At 63.3% G+C, this 18645-nt stretch carries 16 protein-coding genes; 8 read left to right on the top strand and 8 right to left on the bottom strand.

Annotated elements, in window-relative coordinates; genetic code table 11:
• Positions 1-9 precede the first annotated feature (9 nt).
• The 4 genes from trpC (at position 10) to EV286_RS32750 (ending at position 2978) form a co-directional block, all read left to right on the top strand.
• On the top strand, positions 10-825 hold the full coding sequence (trpC, locus tag EV286_RS08145; protein WP_132956530.1) for an indole-3-glycerol phosphate synthase TrpC: 816 nt from the start codon (positions 10-12) through the stop codon (positions 823-825).
• Positions 826-1326: a cyclic pyranopterin monophosphate synthase MoaC gene (gene moaC, locus EV286_RS08140; RefSeq protein WP_132956529.1), complete on the top strand. Its 501-nt coding sequence runs from the start codon at positions 826-828 to the stop codon at positions 1324-1326.
• A complete protein-coding gene (glp, locus tag EV286_RS08135) occupies positions 1323-2552 on the top strand; it encodes a gephyrin-like molybdotransferase Glp (protein WP_132956528.1) in 1230 nt (409 codons plus the stop codon). Before moaC ends, glp begins: the two co-directional genes overlap by 4 nt.
• 291 nt (positions 2553-2843) lie before the next feature.
• A complete protein-coding gene (locus EV286_RS32750) occupies positions 2844-2978 on the top strand; it encodes a hypothetical protein (protein ID WP_281041080.1) in 135 nt (44 codons plus the stop codon).
• 111 nt (positions 2979-3089) lie between these two features.
• On the opposite strand, the gene EV286_RS08130 is transcribed toward EV286_RS32750, so the two are convergent.
• The 3 genes from EV286_RS08130 to EV286_RS08120 form a co-directional block, all read right to left on the bottom strand.
• A complete protein-coding gene (locus EV286_RS08130; protein ID WP_132956527.1) occupies positions 3090-4994 on the bottom strand; it encodes a DEAD/DEAH box helicase in 1905 nt (634 codons plus the stop codon).
• A gap of 145 nt (positions 4995-5139) precedes the next feature.
• Positions 5140-7005, bottom strand: coding sequence for an adenylate/guanylate cyclase domain-containing protein (locus tag EV286_RS08125; RefSeq protein ID WP_132956526.1), 1866 nt, complete (start codon positions 7003-7005; stop codon positions 5140-5142).
• A 6-nt stretch (positions 7006-7011) separates the two neighbouring features.
• Positions 7012-7545 carry a FecR domain-containing protein gene (locus tag EV286_RS08120; RefSeq protein WP_132956525.1) on the bottom strand — a complete coding sequence of 178 codons (534 nt, stop codon included), beginning with the start codon at positions 7543-7545 and terminating at the stop codon, positions 7012-7014.
• A gap of 387 nt (positions 7546-7932) precedes the next feature.
• On the opposite strand from EV286_RS08120, the gene tehA reads away from it, so the two are divergent.
• Positions 7933-8937, top strand: coding sequence for a dicarboxylate transporter/tellurite-resistance protein TehA (gene tehA / locus EV286_RS08115; RefSeq protein ID WP_132956524.1), 1005 nt, complete (start codon positions 7933-7935; stop codon positions 8935-8937).
• A 66-nt stretch (positions 8938-9003) separates the two neighbouring features.
• On the opposite strand, the gene EV286_RS08110 is transcribed toward tehA, so the two are convergent.
• The 4 genes from EV286_RS08110 to EV286_RS08095 form a co-directional block, all read right to left on the bottom strand.
• Positions 9004-10632 (bottom strand): CTP synthase, encoded by a 1629-nt coding sequence (locus EV286_RS08110; protein ID WP_132956523.1) that lies wholly within the window; start codon positions 10630-10632, stop codon positions 9004-9006.
• Between the two features lie 141 nt (positions 10633-10773).
• The gene (secG, locus tag EV286_RS08105) at positions 10774-11256 is read right to left on the bottom strand and encodes a preprotein translocase subunit SecG (RefSeq protein ID WP_132956522.1); all 483 of its coding nucleotides are present in this window, start codon (positions 11254-11256) and stop codon (positions 10774-10776) included.
• Positions 11257-11368: 112 nt separating this feature from the next.
• Positions 11369-12139 (bottom strand): triose-phosphate isomerase, encoded by a 771-nt coding sequence (gene tpiA / locus EV286_RS08100; protein ID WP_132956521.1) that lies wholly within the window; start codon positions 12137-12139, stop codon positions 11369-11371.
• Positions 12140-12270: 131 nt separating this feature from the next.
• The gene (locus EV286_RS08095; protein WP_132956520.1) at positions 12271-13158 is read right to left on the bottom strand and encodes a dienelactone hydrolase family protein; all 888 of its coding nucleotides are present in this window, start codon (positions 13156-13158) and stop codon (positions 12271-12273) included.
• 209 nt (positions 13159-13367) lie between these two features.
• Here EV286_RS08095 and parE point away from each other — a divergent pair, with 209 nt between their 5' ends.
• From parE to EV286_RS08080, 3 genes are all read left to right on the top strand, one after another.
• Positions 13368-15431, top strand: a complete 2064-nt coding sequence (gene parE, locus EV286_RS08090; RefSeq protein ID WP_132956519.1) for a DNA topoisomerase IV subunit B — start codon at positions 13368-13370, stop codon at positions 15429-15431.
• Between the two features lie 229 nt (positions 15432-15660).
• Positions 15661-16794, top strand: coding sequence for an esterase-like activity of phytase family protein (locus tag EV286_RS08085; protein ID WP_132956518.1), 1134 nt, complete (start codon positions 15661-15663; stop codon positions 16792-16794).
• Positions 16795-16926: 132 nt separating this feature from the next.
• Positions 16927-18117, top strand: a complete 1191-nt coding sequence (locus tag EV286_RS08080; RefSeq protein ID WP_132956517.1) for an AI-2E family transporter — start codon at positions 16927-16929, stop codon at positions 18115-18117.
• A gap of 27 nt (positions 18118-18144) precedes the next feature.
• Here the strand turns inward: EV286_RS08080 and EV286_RS08075 are convergent, their stop codons facing one another.
• A complete protein-coding gene (locus EV286_RS08075) occupies positions 18145-18603 on the bottom strand; it encodes a GNAT family N-acetyltransferase (protein ID WP_132956516.1) in 459 nt (152 codons plus the stop codon).
• Between the last annotated feature and the right edge of the window lie 42 nt (positions 18604-18645).

Raw genomic sequence — 18645 nt, 5'->3', positions numbered from 1 at the left:
GGCTGCGCCGTGAGCGATATCCTAAAGAAGATCGAAGCATACAAGCGCGAGGAAATTGCTGCCGCCAAGGCGCGCGTGCCGCTCGCCGAACTCAAGGCCATGCAGACGGGCCAAGGCGCGCCGCGCGGCTTCCTGAAGGCCCTGACGGCGAAACGTGATGCCGGCAACTTCGGCCTCATTGCCGAAATCAAGAAGGCGAGCCCTTCGAAGGGGTTGATCCGTCCCGATTTCGATCCTCCTGCCCTCGCCGCCGCATATGAGGCAGGCGGTGCCGCGTGCCTTTCCGTGCTGACGGACAAGCCGAGCTTCCAGGGCGCACCTGAATTTCTGACCGCAGCAAGGGCGGCTTGCAGGCTTCCCGCCCTGCGCAAGGATTTCATGTTCGACACCTACCAGGTGCACGAGGCGAGGGCCTGGGGTGCGGATTGCATTCTCCTCATCATGGCCTCCCTTTCCGACAGCGATGCGGAACGCCTCCAGGACGAAGCCTTCGCCCTCGGCATGGACGTGCTGGTTGAAGTTCACGATGCTGAAGAGATGGAACGAGCGCTGAAGCTCTCCTCCCCGCTGGTCGGCATCAACAACCGCAACCTCAGGAACTTTGAGGTGAGCCTTTCCGTCAGCGAGACGCTTGCCCCGATGGTCCCGGCGGATCGCCTCCTCGTCGGCGAAAGCGGCATCTTCACGACTGCCGATTGCACGCGCCTGAAGGCTGTGGGGATCACCACCTTCCTCGTCGGCGAGAGTCTGATGCGGCAGGACGATGTGGCGGCTGCAACGCGAACGCTTCTGACCGGAGGCGACCGCAGCATGGCGGCCGAATAGATGGCCGGCGGCAACCCCACATTGACCCACATCGCCGCCTCCGGCGAAGCGCACATGGTAGACGTCGGCGAGAAGGCCGAAACCGCGCGCAGCGCGACTGCAGAGGGTTATGTTCGGATGGCCCCCGCGACCTTGGCGCTGATCAGGGAAGGCAATGCCAAGAAGGGCGATGTCATCGGCACCGCCCGACTCGCCGGCATCATGGCCGCCAAGCAGACAGCCAGCCTCATTCCGCTCTGCCATCCGCTGATGTTGACGAAGGTGGCCGTCGATATTGTCGAGGATGACGCACTTCCCGGTCTGCGCGTTGAGGCGACCGCGAAGCTGACGGGTCGCACCGGTGTCGAAATGGAGGCGCTGACCGCCGTTTCCGTGGCCTGCCTCACCATATACGACATGGCCAAGGCCGCAGACCGGACGATGGAGATCGGCGGCATTCGCCTTCTCGAAAAGTCGGGCGGCAAGTCAGGTGACTTCACCCATCCGGAGCGAAAGAAATGAACCTTCTTCCCGTCGCCGATGCCCAGAGCCGCCTTCTCGATAGCGCTACACCACTTTCGTCCATAGAGACCGTGCCGCTGCACGAAGCGGCCGGCCGGGTTCTTGCCCATGATCTCAAGGCACGGTTGACGCAGCCCCCCTTCGACGCATCGGCGATGGACGGCTATGCGCTGCGGCGCGATGACGCTGGCGAGCTGGGCTCGGTCCTCAGGGTCATCGGAGCCTCCGCCGCGGGGCACGCCTTTGACGGAAGCGTCGGCAAGGGCGAGGCGGTTCGCATCTTCACGGGCGCACCGGTGCCGGCAGGCGCCGACAGCGTTCTCCTGCAGGAAGATGCCGAGCGCTTCGACGACGACATGCTGCGCACCACCTTTCCGGTTCGCCAGGGCCAGCATCTGCGTCCGCGCGGACAGGATTTCGAGGAAGGCGAGACCGTGCTCGCCAAGGGAACGGTGATGGAGTTCACCCGCTTGACGGTTGCCGCCGGCATGAACCACCCGAGCCTTGATGTTTTCCGCCGCCCGCTGGTCGCAATTCTCGCAACCGGCGATGAGCTCGTCGCGCCCGGCAATACGCCGGGGCCTGCACAGATCATCGCCTCCAACACCTTCGGCATCGCCACGCTCGCGCGTGAAGCAGGCGCCGAAGTCCTGGATCTCGGCATCGTCGGCGACGACCGCGCAGCAATCACCGCCGCGGTGGAGCGTGCCCGCGCCGCGAAGGCCGACGTCATCGTCACGCTTGGCGGTGCCTCGGTGGGAGACCATGATCTCGTGCAGTCGACACTGCTTGCCGCCGGCATGGTGCTCGACTTCTGGAAGATCGCCATGCGTCCCGGCAAACCCCTTATGGTCGGGCGTCTCGGCGACACGCATGTCCTCGGCCTGCCCGGCAACCCGGTCTCCAGCCTCGTCTGTGGCCTGCTTTTCCTCGAACCCCTGCTGCGCAAGATGGCGAACCTGCCGCCGTCCAGCCGTGAGAGCACCGCCAAGGCGGCCGTGAACCTTGCCCCCAACGACCGGCGGCAGGACTACGTGCGTGCGCGGCTGATACGCGCCGCTTCTGGCGAGTGGCTCGCCGAACCTGCCGCGAAGCAGGACTCCTCGATGATGAAGGTGCTTGCCCAGTCTGACTGCCTGATCGTGCGCCCGCCGCACGCGCCGGAACTGCCAGCCGGGACGGATTGCCCGGTCCTGCTTCTGCGGCCGGAACTGCCGCTTTCCTGAAACCATCTTATATGCCCAGAGCGTTGCGACCGTCTTGATCCCGAAGTCAGATACGGAAGTCGATGGCCGCGATCGCGACCAAGGCGGCGCGACGGCAGCAGGCCGGCAGTCTATCGACAGACCTCCCGTCGAACGCTATAGCAAGGAAAACCCAATCATCGTGGCGCTGGTTGGCGACACTGTCTCCCCGGCTCGTCAAGGCATTCAAGCAGAGCGTTGGATGCCACAGGCAACGCCCGGCGAGGGTAGCCGGCCGCCGTTGCAGCGCCAGCGAATTGAAGGAGAAGCTACGTGTCCAAGTCGCTCATTTCAGCCGTAGGTGCGGCACTGCTGGTCGTGCTCGCCCTTACCAGCTGCACCTTAGATGGCCGCCGGCCCATCAATGGCGGTGACGGCAACTACTTCTACGGACCGAACCGCCACTGACACGGCATCTTCTGCCGGCAATGCCGAACGGCCGCCGGCATTGCAACAAAACGCAATTTTCCGCCTGACGAGTGAGTGAAGGGCAACTGCCGGCCCGTGGGGCCGGCTCTGTTACCGCTGCTTGCCCTTGCCGTTGGGCTTCTTGCCCCAACCTTCCTTGGCATCACCCTTGGGTGACTTCTGCTTGGCAGGCTTCCCGCCCCACGGCTTTGCGCCTGCCTTCTCGTAGGCGCGGTCTGGCTGGTCGGATCCTGGACGATCAAACCTCTTCTTGGGCCTGTCGGCAGCACTTGCCCCGTCGTCGCTTCTGGCGGCAAAGGCCTTCTTCGACGGGCCAGGCTTTGCATAGGGCTGCTTCTCTTGCTTTCCACGCGGGGCGAATTCGGGCACGCCGTCGAGCCTCCTGACGCGGATGCCCTTCTCCAGCATCTTGTTCGGCCCAACCGAGGCAACGAAGCGATCGACGCAATCGCTGGCAAGCTCGACGAAGGTTTCCTCGAGCTGCATCTTGATCGCCCCGATATCTGCCTTCGTAAGTTGCCCGACGCGGCAAAGCATCGGTATCAGCCAGCGCGGCTCGGCATTCTGTTTCCGCCCGACAGAGAGCGAGAACCAGACGCTGTTGGTGAAATCCTCCCGCGGGGGCCTCGCGCTGTCACGGACCTCGCCTTCGCGGACGGCCCTCTTCCGCTCTGCGGCAACGGCAACCTCGATAAGATCTTCCGGCGCCGACCTTCCGGCGTGGTAGAGCCGCACGAAGGCAGCAGCCACCTGCTCGGCACCATGGCTCTGCAGCAGCTCCGCGACGAAAGCGCGTTCGCTCTCGGTGATCGGTTCGCTGAGCGCCGGGTCGGCCAGCAGCCGCTCGCCGTCGCGCCGCAGAATCTCGTCCGCCGTCGGCGGTTTTGCCCACTCGGGACGGATGCCGGCGTTCTCGAGGAGCCGTTCGGCGCGGCGACGTCCGTTGATGGGAACGATCATCGCGCTGACACCCTTGCGGCCTGCCCGCCCGGTACGACCGCTGCGATGGAGCAGCGTCTCGGGGTTCGTCGGCAGGTCTGCATGGATGACCAGCTCCAGGTTGGGCAGGTCGATGCCGCGCGCCGCGACATCCGTCGCGATGCAGACGCGGGCCCGGCCGTCACGCATGGCCTGCAGCGCATGCGTCCGCTCGTTCTGGCTGAGTTCGCCCGACAGGGCCACGACCGAAAAACCACGATTGTTGAAGCGGGAGGTCAGGTGATTGACAGCCGCGCGCGTGGAGCAGAAGACGATGGCGTTCCGAGCCTCGTAGAAGCGCAGGACGTTGATGATCGCGTTCTCGCGGTCGCTGGGCGAAACGACCAGGGCCCGGTATTCGATATCCACATGCTGCTTCTGTTCCGCCGCCGTCGCGATCCGCACCGCGTCGCGCTGATAGTTCTTGGCAAGAGTCGCGATGGCCCGCGGCACCGTCGCCGAGAACATCAGTGTGCGGCGCTCGCTGGGGGCAGTATCGAGGATGAACTCCAGATCCTCGCGGAACCCAAGGTCTAGCATTTCGTCGGCCTCATCGAGGACGACGGCCCTCAGCGCTGAAATGTCGAGAGCACCCCTGCGGATATGGTCGCAGATGCGCCCCGGCGTACCAACGACGATGTGCGCGCCGCGTTCCAGCGCCCGTCGCTCGTTGCGGATATCCATGCCTCCGACACAGGACGCAATCGTCGCGCCCGTCAGCTCATAGAGCCATTGCAGCTCTCGCTGCACCTGCATCGCGAGTTCGCGCGTCGGCGCCACCACGAGGGCAAGCGGCGTACCCGCAGCGCCGAAGCGCTCGGCACCCTTGAGCAGGGTCGGCGCGAGCGCCAGCCCGAAGGCAACCGTCTTTCCCGACCCTGTCTGGGCCGATACCAGCGCATCGGCATTTCCGAGCGCCGGGTCGACAACGGCCTTCTGAACGGGCGTCAACTCGGAATAGCCACGTCGGGTCAATGCCTCGGCAATCGCCGGGACGATACCTTCGAACTCTGTCATGCTTCTTCTTTCGGAATTAGTCCCGCCGCCCTTTGGGTTGTGCAGCGCGGAGGCACGGATCGGCAGGTCGGCTTAGGCGCGACCCCATTCGTTGGCGCGTTCATACTTCGCCGGCGCCGGATTGTACAGACCGGCAAAAGTGACCCTATTGCGGCAAGCCGTCCGGCCAGAGCCAGATTGCGAGCGTCCCGATCCTTCCGCGCAACTGCGTATCGAGCGGCCCGCTGAGCTTTCTGGACGCCAGGGCGGCCCTGCCCTGGCCTGCCGCGATCAGCAATTCGTCACTGAGTGCCAGTTCCATATGGTTGCTTGCGGCGACCTCCATCAAGCGGCTGGCGATATTGACGGTGTCGCCGGTCGCGGTGATCTGCTGGCGGCTGCCGCCGCCGAGACGCGAGGCGACGACCGTTCCGAAATGCGCGCCGACCTTGAAGCCGATGCGGGAGCCCATGGGCTTCGGCAGCGCCTCAAGCCAGTCGCGTGCGCGGTTGCAGAGGCGTGCACTGCAGCGCACGGCGTTGGCAGCGTCGCCCTCCGTCCGCTCCGGCAGGCCGAACAGTATCATGGCACCATCACCCATAAAGTTGATGATCGTGCCACCGCAGGCGGCGACTTCGTCGTCGATGAGCTGGTAGAAGCTGCTGAGCAGATCCCGCGTTGCCTCCGGACCGAACCTCTCGCTGAGCCCGGTGAAACCCGAAAGATCGATGAAGATCACCGCCGCATCCTGCTGGACCGGTTCGGCAAGGAAGCCAGGATTGGCGGCAAGCCATTGCGCAAGGCCGGGCGCCTGGATGCGCTGCAGCTGCTCGCTCTGCGCGGCAAAGACGCTCGCCTGTCGCCTGCCAAGCCAGAGTTGCGTTGCACCGAAAATGAGGACGGGCGGGATCGTCGCCGCCATCGGGAGTGCCGCGCTCAGCCATATGCCGTGGTTGAAGGCGGCGACGTTGATCTCGACCCAAATGATGATCACGAGCGCCATCATCGTCAGGCCGATGACGCTGCGCCGCCAGGCAAGCAAGCCGACAAGGATCATCGGCAGAACGATTGCGAAGCCGCAATCGACCAGGCGCACCGCCCTGTCGCGGACAATTCCGTCGCCTACCATCAGATGCGTGATCGCGGTCGCGATCACCTCCACTCCGGGCAATACTGGATCGAACGGCGTCGGGAAGACGTCGCCGCCGCCTGTCACGGTGGCGCCGAGGACAACGATATGATCGGTGATGCCTTCGGCCGGAAGATTGCCGTCGAGCGCCGCCTTCGCGCTGATCGTGTGGATCGTCCCGCGCGGGCCGTAGAATGTCAGCGGGAGTACGTGGCCGATATCGGTCGGTATCTCCCTGTTGCCAAGCGTAATCAGTCCGGACTGGATCTCGGGGTCGCTGCCCGTCGCAAGGGTGGCGACCCGCAGGGGAAACGAAGATTCGATGCGGTCACCGCTCCGGAACAGCATGGGCACGAAGCGCGGCGTGCCGCTGTCGTCGGTGGAGACGTTGACGACGCCGACCGCGGCCGCATCGGCCAGCGGCACGACCGGAAGCAGCAGCCGCTCGGCGTCGGGAACGGCCGAAAGAGGGCTGCCCTGGTCGTCTGGTATAAGCTGCTTTTCGGTGGAGAAGACGGCTGCCGCCGCAAGCACGCTCTTTGTCTGCCGCAGCGCCGTCGCAAGGGCCTGGTCGCCCGCTTCGGGCCCGGGATCTACGAGCAGCATGTCGACGGCGATGACCTTCGGCTTCAGCCGCGCGATGGCGTCGACGATGCGCGCAAGCGAGGCGCGGGAGAGTGGGTAACTGCCCTCCTGCTGGGCGGTGGCGTCATCGATGGCAACGATGGTGACGAGACTGGGCGCCGGAGTCTGGCCACGGACCAGCGACCGGACATCGGTCATGGTCGCTTCGACGCGTTCCAGAAACCACATATTGCCGCGGAGATGCTCGAAGCCGAGAAAGCCCCCCCACAGACCCGAGAGGACAAGCGCAATCAGGGTCTGTAGTTTCAGCCAGCGCATCGCAACTCACTGACCGAGGCGGGCCAACAATGCTGCTGCGCGGGGTGCCGGCCAGCGCCGTACCACCAATGGCTCGCTGCCGGAGGAGACATCCACCCCCTCGCCCGGACCAAGGAAGACGTTCGAACCGCCCGCGGACCGCCGGACCGCGACGCGTCCCCGGACCACGAGCACCGCGGTCACGCCCCCTTTGACATCGACGGCCCATTGCGTGCCGCGTACAGCGGCAACAGCCTGCGGCGTCACGACCTGGAAGCCCGTTCCGATCCGGCTGCCGTCCACATCCACCAGCACTGCCTTGTTACGCAGCGCAACACCGTCGACCCTGCCGTCATTGTTGCGGTCGATGAGGTTGAAGCGAGCGCCGCCCTCGGCGGTTACCGTCAACCCTTCCTCGCAGCGCAGGACCTGTCGGCCGGTCCCGGCCACCGCTTCCAGAGCGCAGCCGTTGCCGGCCGTTTGCGCATTTCCGACGTCTGCCTGGAGCGTGCCGATGGATACTGCAAGCACAACAAGGCATATTCTCGCCGTCCGGCTCATCGATCTCTCCGTGGTGCGTTGGTGATCACGCGCTGGCACTATAGCCAAGGTTAAGTTTCCCGTCCGATGACTCTGCAGGCGAACCTCTCGCCAATCCCCTGATAATTATGGGACGACACGTTGCCAGTCAAACCCGTGCGCCGCGCGCCGTGTCATTTGTAGCTCGCGACCATTTCGCCTCGAGGACGGCCCGTTATAGGCGCGCTTAATCGATACGGCGTCTGACGCCTCAAGGCCAGCAGGGCCACTCCTTTAACGAGACTGCCACGGCAAATCTGATGGCCGAGCGCCGCGCCAGGCGCGGAAATTTCCTCATCGATCCTGCATTCCTTGCCCGGCTCGTGTATCAAGGATTCCGAGAGTTCAGCAATCGGGGGATCCGCGCGCATGAGCATTCAGATCAAGCTACCTGTTGTGCCGGCAGCATACTTCGGGATGGTTCTCGGCCTTGCAGGCCTCGCCGCCGATTGGCGCCTGGCCAGTCGGCTGTGGAGCCTGCCGGCCATCGTCGGCGAAACCCTTGCCTTCATTGCCGTCTTCGTCTGGGCGCTGGTTGCCCTGTCCTACGGGCTCAAATGGATCCTCGCAAGGCAAGCTGCAACAACGGAGCTTAACCATCCGGTGCAGTGCTGCTTCATCGGTCTCGCGGGTGTTGCGACGATGCTCGCGGCCGGTTGCCTGCTGCCCTATGCGCGAACCCTCGCCGCAGCGTTGTTCACGCTCGGCGCCGTCTTCACACTCCTCTTCGCCATATGGCGGGCCGGCGGCCTCTGGCAGGGCGGAAGGGAGCCCGGCAGCAGCACGCCTGTCCTCTATCTCCCTGCGGTCGCGGGCAGCTTCGTCACTGCCGCAATCGCCTCTGCGCTCGGCTATCCGGAATGGGGCCAGCTTGCCTTTGGGGCCGGCTTCTTTTCGTGGCTCGCAATCGAATCCGTACTGCTCCATCGCCTGCTTACCGAGCCGCCGATGCCAGCGGCCCTGCGGCCCACGCTCGGCATCCAGCTCGCACCGTCCGTGGTCGGTGCGGTTGCATATCTCAGCGTCACCTCCGGTCCGCCGGATATCTTCGCGCATGCCTTGCTCGGCTACGGCATCCTGCAGGCCCTCATTCTGCTGAGGCTAGTCTTCTGGATCCGCCAGGAGCCGTTCGCGCCGTCCTACTGGGCCTTCACCTTCGGTGCCACTGCACTCGCCGCGGCACCCCTGCGCATGATCGAGCGCGGCGAAGGCGGCGCCGTGGCACTCATCGCCCCCGTCCTGTTCATCGCCGCAAACGTCGTCGTTCTGCTCATAGCCGCGGGCACGCTCTGGCTTGTCGTCCGTGGCCGGCTTCCGTTGAGCTATGTTGCCTTCCCCGCGGAACCGACTGACGGCGCCCGGCAACTGCCCTAGCAGCAGCAGTCGCTGCCAAGAAAAAACCCGGCTCGTGCCGGGTTCAATGGTCCCGAGGGCAATCGCCTATACCAGGCGGCTCTGCTCCGTCGCCGCCTCGATGAAGCTCGCGAACAGCGGGTGCGGATCCAGCGGGCGGCTCTTCAGCTCCGGATGGTACTGCACGCCGATGAACCAGGGATGGTCCGAGTATTCGATCGTTTCCGGCAGCACGCCATCCGGCGACATCCCGGAGAAGACGAGGCCGCAATCCTCGAGACGGTCCTTGTAGTCGATATTGACTTCGTACCGATGGCGATGGCGTTCGGAAATGTCGGCAGAGCCGTAGATTTCGGAAATCTTCGTGCCCTTCTTCAGAGCCGCCTTGTAGGCGCCGAGACGCATCGTGCCACCGAGATCGCCGGCCGCATTGCGCTTCTGAAGTTCATTGCCCTTCAGCCATTCCGTCATCAGGCCGACGACAGGCTCCTTGGTGGGGCCGAACTCCGTCGACGATGCAGCTTCCACGCCGGCAAGACTACGCGCAGCTTCGATCACTGCCATCTGCATGCCGAAGCAGATGCCGAAATACGGCACCTTGCGCTCGCGGGCAAAACGGGCGGCCAGGATCTTGCCTTCCGATCCGCGCTCGCCGAAGCCGCCCGGCACCAGGATGCCATGCACCTTTTCGAGATAGGGCGCCGGATCCTCCTTCTCGAAGACTTCCGACTCGATCCATTCGAGCTTGACCTTGACGCGGTTGGCAATGCCGCCGTGATGCAGCGCCTCGATCAGCGATTTGTATGCATCCTTGAGGCCGGTATACTTGCCCACGATCGCGATCGTCACCTCGCCTTCCGGCGTGCGGATACGGTTGCAGACCTCTTCCCAGGCTTCGAGCCGCGGCTTTGGCGCCGGTTCGATCCCGAAGGCGGCGAGAACCTCGTTGTCGAGGCCTTCCTTGTGATAGGCCATCGGCACGTCATAGATGTTCGCAACGTCGAGTGCCTGGATGACGGCCGAGGGGCGCACGTTGCAGAAGAGCGAGAGCTTGCGGCGCTCCGCTTCCGGAATTTCGCGGTCGGCGCGCACCAGCAGAATGTCCGGATGGATGCCGAGCGCCTGCAATTCCTTGACCGAATGCTGCGTCGGCTTCGTCTTGAGCTCGCCCGCCGCCGGAATATAGGGCATCAGCGTCAGGTGGACGTAGATCGCGGTGCCGCGCGGCAGATCGTTGCCGAGCTGGCGGATCGCTTCCATGAAGGGCATGGCCTCGATATCGCCAACCGTACCGCCGATCTCGCAGATGACGAAGTCGTAGTCGTCATTGCCCTCGATCACGAAATCCTTGATCTCGTTGGTGACGTGCGGAATGACCTGCACGGTCGCGCCGAGATAGTCGCCGCGGCGTTCCTTGTCGATGATGTTCTTGTAGATGCGGCCGGTGGTGATGTTGTCGGTCTTGGTTGCCGAACGCCCGGTGAAGCGCTCGTAATGGCCGAGATCGAGGTCCGTTTCCGCGCCGTCGTCGGTGACGAATACTTCGCCGTGCTGGGTCGGGCTCATCGTGCCCGGATCCACGTTCAAATAGGGGTCGAGCTTGCGAAGCCGCACCCGATAACCACGGGCCTGCAACAACGCTCCGAGAGCCGCGGCCGCAATTCCTTTTCCGAGAGAGGAAACCACGCCGCCAGTGATGAATACGTATCGCGCCATGGGAGTCACCGGATACCTTTTCAAAAACGATTCCACCAGCCCAAAAATTCTTTTCAAGAACTTTTGCGCGAGGTGCTGAATCTGGACAAAAGAAAACCGGCAGATCCGAGGACCTGCCGGAGGGTGATTTCTATGACCGGCTTACTGACCTGTCGGTACGCCGGAATTGCCTTGTGCCGGGGCCGCGGCTGCCGGGGGCTGGGCCACGGGCGCCGACTGTGTGGCGGGTGCCTGCGGGGTCGCAGGCGCAGCAGCACCACCACTCGGGACGCCGTTGTTTGCCGGAGCCTGGCCGCCGGCCGGAGCCTGCTGGCCGCCATTCGAGCCGCCACCAAGCGAATCGAGGATGCCGTTGCCCTGGCCGCTCGTTGCCGGAATGCGATCGAGAATGTCCGTCGGACGCCCTTCGAAGCGCGACAGGACATTCATGCCGAGCGCAAGCACGAAGAACAGCGCCGCAAGAATGGCCGTCGTCCGCGTAAGGGCGTTGGCCGTTCCGCGCGCCGACATGAAGCCGGATCCGCCGCCAATGCCGAGTCCGCCGCCTTCCGAGCGCTGGATCAGCACGACGCCGATCAAGGCGATGACAACCATGAGATAGATGACAAGCAATACGGTTTGCATGAGTCCAGTCCTGCCCGCGGGCGGGCACAAAGAAGATAAGCTGGCGGCTCTTTACATGAGGCTATCGCCTATTCCAAGCCCCTTCGCCACGGAATGGCGCGTGAAGCCGGATTTAAGCGAGCAGCTGCTCGTAGACCCGATAGATGGCGAGGAAGTCGGACGCTTTCAAGCTGGCGCCGCCGATCAATGCGCCGTCGACATTGTCAATTCCCATCAACTCGCCGGCATTGGAGGGCTTGACCGAACCGCCATAGAGGATGCGCATCTTTCGTCCGTCACTTCCGAAACGGCTGACGAGCTCGGCGCGCATGAAGGCATGTGCCTTCTCGACATCCTCGAGCGTGGGGGTGACCCCCGTGCCGATGGCCCATACGGGCTCGTAGGCAATCACGGTCGAAGCAGCAGTCGCACTTGCCGGAACCGACGAGGAAAGCTGGCGCTTCAGGATGTCGAGGGTCTGGCCGGCGCGGCGCTCGTCGGCGGTCTCGCCGACGCAGATGATCGCCGTCAGGCCGGCCTCATAGGCGGCTTCGGCCTTGGCGCGGACGAGGTGATCGGTCTCGGCATGGTCCGTGCGGCGCTCCGAATGGCCGACGATCACATGCGTGCCGAAGCAATCGGCAATCATTTCGCCCGAAATGTCGCCGGTGTGCGGGCCACTCTTGTTCTGGTGGCAATCCTGTGCGCCGATCAGCAGCGGACTGTCGTCGCAAAGGGCCGTGGCGACATAGAGCAGCGTCGCGGGCGGGCAGATCAGCGCTTCGACCTTCTCCGAAAGCGGGGTCTTCACCCCTTCCGCGATGGCCTTGATCTGGTCCAGGGAAGCGCGCGTCCCGTTCATTTTCCAGTTTCCCGCGACAAGCGGGCGTACATTCGGAGTCATTCCAACTTTCCACGAGAAGCTTCGACTGAGCGGCATTAGCAAAACCTTGCCGCAAAGGGAAGCTTTAAGCACGTCACCTTAGGGAAATCGGCCGCTCGCGCCGAAATATTGCTTGCCAGAGCGTGAAATTCTCAATTCTGGGCAAGAATCCAGTTCAAAACTCTTCGCCAATCGGTCATCCGCACCGGCGTCCCGTGGCTGCCGGTCTGGAACAGCGTGAAGCGCGCAGGATAGCCGACCTTGTAAAGGCCCTCGTAAAAAGCCTCCTGGCCGTCCGCGGCATAGACGGGATCTTCGCTGCCGTGCGTAAACCAGACGGGTAGCTTCGCCTTGAAGGCGGCGCTGGTGCGAAAGTCGTTGTCGGTCTCACCCCCGAGAATAGCCATGCCCTTCAATTGTTTGACGGTCTGAGCATCCCGGGCAATGCCCCAGCAGATGATGCTTCCCATCGAGGCGCAGCTGAGGATCACCGGCTGCCCCTGCGACTGGGCGCTGGCATAACGGACAAGCGCAGCGATGTCAGCGACGCCCTCACTGTCGAAGGTTCGCACGCTCGGTGAGTAATAAGTGCCGCCGTTCTGTGTCGCAAGATTCTTCAGCCGGTTGAAGTTTCCGCCGAACATGAAGTCGTTGGCGCCCAACCGGCGGTCCCCGCCTCGGCCGTGAATGAAGATGACGGTGAAGGCAGCGCCGGTTGCCGGTCCGACTCTGGTCACGTCTAGCTTCCGTCCGCCGAGCATGAGCGTTTCGTCATCCTGCTGACGCTTTACGCCGAGCGCGACATAGGCGGATTTGACACGCCGCTCAGGAACCTTGTCGCGACCGTAGAGGTCGCGCTGCTTCTGGTAATCGACAATTTCGAACGCGCCGTCGTCACGCTTGTCGAGCACCGTCTGACTCGAGAAGAGTTCGTCCTTGAAAGGCTTGAGCTCTTCGGCGGCAACAGGACGCGCCGCTACAGGCGACAGAATGGCCACAATTGCCGTGATAATTACCAAATGAACTGTGGACATTCTCATGCGGACGCTCTCTCCCAAGTGTCGCAGCTTGCCATTCGTTGCGTTAGGACGCACACCATTTCGCCAAGCAGGCCCGTCACATCGCTTCTTCGGGCGATTTCTGGCAAAATCGCGCTGATTCGAAAACGGGACGGCAATTGCGGTGATTTTGGGGTTCCGCCTCGCCCGAAATTCAAACCCCGACACAGGACCAGTATCTGAACACCCCCATGGACGATAGCAGCGACCTCTTTTCCGGCTTGCCCATTTCCCCCAAGAAGGATGCGACAGAAAAACCTGACGCGCCTGTTGAGAGGGCGGCGCAGCCGACTGCCGCGCGCCCCGCGCCGGCCGCATCGAACGGCGACGACTACGGCGCCTCCTCGATCCGCGTTCTAGAAGGTCTCGAACCGGTGCGCATGCGCCCCGGCATGTATATCGGCGGCACCGACGAGAAAGCGCTGCATCACCTTTTCGCCGAAGTGATCGACAACTCGATGGACGAGGCCGTCGCCGGCCATGCCAATTTCATCGAGGTTCATCTCGATCTTCAGGGCTACCTCACCGTCAGCGACAACGGCCGCGGCATTCCCGTGGAAAATCATCCGCAGGTACCCGGCAAATCGACCCTCGAAGTCATTATGACCAAGCTGCATGCGGGCGGCAAGTTCGACGGCAAGGCTTATGAGACCTCTGGCGGCCTGCATGGCGTCGGCGTCTCGGTGGTGAACGCGCTCTCCGATGTCCTCGAGGTCGAGGTCGCGCGCAACCGCAAGCTCTATCGCCAGCGCTTCTCCCGCGGCCTGCCCCAGGGCGGCCTCGAGGAACTGGGCGATGTCCACAATCGCCGCGGCACGAGGGTTCGCTTCCACCCAGATCCGCAGATATTCGGCGAGCATGCCAGGTTCGATCCTGCCCGCGTCTTCCGCATGGCCCGTTCCAAGGCCTATCTGTTCGGCGGCGTCGAGATCCGCTGGAGCTGCGACGAGGGCGTCCTGCCGCAGGGTTCCGAGATACCGGACAAGGCGGTCTTCCATTTCCCCGGCGGGCTGAAGGACTATCTCCAGGCCACCATGGGCAAGGAGTTCACCGTCACCCGCGAAATCTTCGCCGGAAAGTCGGAGAAGGCGAGCGGTCACGGCTCCATGGAATGGGCCATCACCTGGTACGGCGGCGATCAACAGATCCACTCCTACTGCAACACCATTCCGACGCCGGAGGGCGGCACGCACGAAGCGGGCCTGCGCCTTGCGCTCACGAAGGGTCTCAAGAACTACGCCGAACTCACGCAGAACAAGCGTGCGGCGGCCATCACGACCGACGACGTCATGATTTCGGCCGTCGGCATGCTCTCTGTCTTCATCCGCGAGCCGGAATTCGTCGGTCAGACCAAGGACAGGCTGGCGACGGTCGAAGCCCAGCGCATCGTGGAAAACGCCCTGCGCGATCCTTTCGACCACTATCTCGCCGACAATCCAGGCGAGGCCGAGAAGCTTCTCGATTGGGTGATCGAGCGCGCGGAGGAGCGTCTGCGCCGCCGCAAGGAGAAGGAAGTCAACCGCAAGACGGCGGTGCGCAAGCTTCGCCTGCCAGGAAAGCTCGCCGATTGTGCGCAGAACACCGCCGAGGGCGCCGAACTCTTCATCGTCGAGGGCGACTCGGCAGGCGGCTCGGCCAAGCAGGCGCGCAACCGCGCCAACCAGGCGATCCTTCCGCTGCGCGGCAAGATCCTCAACGTCGCAAGCGCCGGACGTGAAAAGCTCGGCGCAAACCAGCAGCTCAGCGATCTCGTCCAGGCGCTCGGCTGCGGCACGCGGTCGAAATACCGCGAGGAGGATCTGCGCTACGAACGCATCATCGTCATGACCGATGCCGACGTCGACGGCGCGCACATCGCCTCGCTGCTCATCACGTTCTTCTATCAGGAGATGCCGGAGCTCGTCCGGGGCGGCCACCTCTTCCTTGCCGTGCCGCCGCTTTACAAGCTGACGCAGGGAGCGAAATCCGCCTATGCCCGTGACGACGCGCACCGCCAGGAACTGATGGAGACCGAGTTCAAGGGCAAGAGCAAGGTCGAGGTAAGCCGGTTCAAGGGTCTCGGCGAAATGCTGCCCGCCCAGCTCAAGGAAACCACGATGGACCCGTCCAACCGCACCTTGCTGCGCGTCCTCATCGACGAGGTCGACTTCGAGGGAACGCGCGACGCCGTCGACAACCTCATGGGCACCAAGGCCGACGCTCGTTTCCGCTTCATCCAGGAACGTGCCGCCTTCGCGGAAAACCTCGACATCTAGTCTCGAGTCCTTCTTCGGGCGACGCTATTCCCACCCTCATTGGGGTCGGTTGGCGCCGCCCGCTACAGTTTTCATGGAAACGACGTGAAGTCGTAACGAATCCGTCAAAGAAGCAGTGCATGGAATCCTTCCCGGCAGGCTTGCACGCAAGGCATGCCGCGCTTTTCTGGCGCGGCGTTCAGGCTTGACCGTTCTGCTTCATGAAATTCCTTTAACTGCGGACATTGCCATGAAAAATTTCGTTCTGGCCGCAAGCATGGCGGTTACACTCCTTTCCGGCACCTCGCACGCGACCGATATCGGCGCGACGACCGACGTTCCCTGCCCCTTCGGCGATTGCAGCGCTGAATTCAGCCTTTCCTATCTCGGCGAATTCGTCATCCCGACCGGCCACACTGAGAACGACGTCGAATTCGGCGGTATCTCAGGCCTAGATTTTGATCCGGCCAGCGGCCACTACATCGCCATCAGCGACGACCGCTCCGAAAAGGCGGCAGCCCGCTTCTACGAACTCGATTTCGACCTGGACGCTACCGGCCTCAAGGGCGTGTCCGTCGTCAGGCAAGTGACCTTGAAGGACAAGAACGGAGAACCCTTCGCGGCACGCACTGTCGATCCGGAATCGATCCGCGTCGGCAGGGACGGCATCTACTGGAGCAGCGAAGGTGACGGGAAGGCCTTGCTTCCTCCCTTCGTCCGCGTCGCCGCGCCCGATGGCAGCTTCGTCAGGGAGTTTTCACTCCCCGAGGGCTTTGCGCCCACAGCGGACAAGACGAGCGGCATCCGAGACAACCTCGCCTTTGAAGCCCTGACCTTCCTGAAATCAGGTGACCTGCTCGTCGGTCTCGAGGCAGCGCTTTACCAGGACGGCGCCGCGGCGACGCTGACGGGCGGCAGCCTGTCCCGCATCATCCGCTACAATGCCGCCAACGGAGAGCCTGCCGCACAATATGTCTATCCCGTCTCCCTCATCCCGCAGGCAGCAACCAAGGCAAGTGGCGGCAATGACAACGGCATGTCCGAAATGCTGGCGCTCGATGACCGGCACGTGCTCGCGGTCGAACGCAGCTACGCCCAGGGCTTCGGCAACACCATCAGGGTGATGATGATGGACCTCGACGGCGCCACCGATGTCTCCTCCGTTCCGTCGCTGACCAAGACGGACGAGAGGATCGTGCCCGTGCGCAAGAGCCAGGTGCTCGACCTGCGCGCCATCGGTCTTGTCCCCGACAATATCGAGGCTATCTCCTTCGGTAAAGCGAAGGACGGAACTGACGTTCTCGTGCTGGCCTCCGACAATAATTTCAGCTCGAGCCAGAAGAGCCAGTTCTACGCTTTCAAGGTGCTCCGACGCCCGCAATGATCTCTCGGAGCCCTTGCCCGTCGCCCGATTGGCCGCCGGGCGACGGTTCATATACCCTTTCCGGGCAGCCCTCTTGAAACGGCCCTTATCATGGCTCATAAGCAATGATGGATATCAAAAGGCAAAGATAAATTGGGTGTTTTCGAACGTCGCCAGCCTAAAGACGAACCACGGTGGTTGAGTGCCTCAACCTCTGCAAGAATTCCGTTGATTCCGTCGATTTCCGCGGCTCGCTGGCTTTTGGTTCTGATCGCCGCGGCCGGCATCTACTTCTTCTACGGCTTTGTCGTGCCGGTGCTCGCCGCGCTGGTGATCGGCTTTGCAAGCTGGCCCCTCTATCGCGATCTGCTGCGCCGCGTCGGCGGTAACACCACGATTGCGGCGACGATCGCCATCATCATGATCGTCACCTTCCTCGTCATCCCGATTGCGCTTGCCGTCAGCTATACGAGCGGCGAGGTGCGCCAATGGGTCACCTGGGCGATCCATGCCAACCGCGCAGGCGCACCCACGCCCGCCTGGATGCTTGCCCTGCCCGGCGTCGGCGGCTGGGTCGACGAACAATGGACGAAATATATCGGCAGTCCCGGTGCGATCGGCGACCTGATCCAGGCGGTCAGCGGCGCCAACATCGGCAACATATACCGTGCCGTTCTCGCGGCCGGCGGTGGCGCCTTCCATATCGTGCTGACGCTGCTCTTCATGCTGATCGCGCTCTTCTTCGTCTATCGCGACGGTGCATCCTTCACCAGACAGATCGACCTCCTCGGCGAGCGGATCCTACCGAACCGCTGGGAACGCATTTCGCGGGTCGTGCCGGCAACGATCAGCTCGACCGTAATGGGCATGACGCTGATCGCCATCGGCGAAGGCATCGTGCTCGGCGTCGCCTACTGGATCGCCGGCGTGCCGTCACCCGTGACGCTCGGCGTCCTCACCGGCATCATGGCGCTCGTCCCCGGCGGCGCTCCCGCCTCCTTCACGCTGGTCTCGATCTACCTCGTGGCAAGCGGCTCGCATGTCGCCGGCATCGGCCTCTTCCTCTGGGGCACGATCGAGCTCTTCATCGTCGACAAGACCCTGAGGCCAAAGCTTGTTGGCGGCCCGATCAAGCTGCCCTTCCTTCCGACCTTTTTTGGGTTGGTCGGCGGCGTCAAGACCATGGGCTTTCTGGGCCTCTTCATCGGGCCGGTGCTGATGGCCCTCATCGTTGCCATCTGGCGCGAATGGATCCGCGAGATCCAGTCGGCGGAGGAGCACGCCGAGGCGACACCGCAAATCCTGATCGACGAACCGCCACCCCAGCGCGCAGTAGAACGCTGATCCCGGATCCGCGGCGCGGATCCGCTTTCACGCCAGGCGTTTCTCCATGAACAGACTAAGCGGATCGGGTTCGTATTCGCCGAAGGGGTCGATCTCGGCATAGCCGAACTTTCGGTAGAGGCTGATGGCTTCCGGCTGCCTGATGCCGGTCTCGAGACGCAGCGCAGAAAGGCCCTTCTGTTTCGCCTGATCTTCGAGTGCATCCATCAGTCGGCTCGCGACCTTCAATCCCCTCGCGTCGGTATCCACGAACATTCTCTTGATCTCGGCGGTCCCGTCGCCTGCCTCGACGAGCGCGCAGCAGCCGACGATACTCGAGCCGTTGCGGGCCACGAAGAAGGTCACGGACGGCTTCTCGAGCGATGTGAGATCGAGGAGATGATTGCTCTCGGGTGGATAGAGCGACTGCGCGTAGGCATCCGACAATTCAAGCAGGCGAATGACGCCATCCTGACGCGGCGCCTCGACGGATATTGTGACGGACAAGATGCCCTCCCTTTCAGACAGCATGCGAACCTGCGAAACCTT

This window comes from Rhizobium sp. BK251 (assembly GCF_004345245.1).
Taxonomy (GTDB): Bacteria; Pseudomonadota; Alphaproteobacteria; order Rhizobiales; family Rhizobiaceae; genus Rhizobium.
The sequence above is the reverse complement of the archived record's forward strand: the minus strand, read 5'-3'. Positions and strand labels throughout refer to the sequence as shown.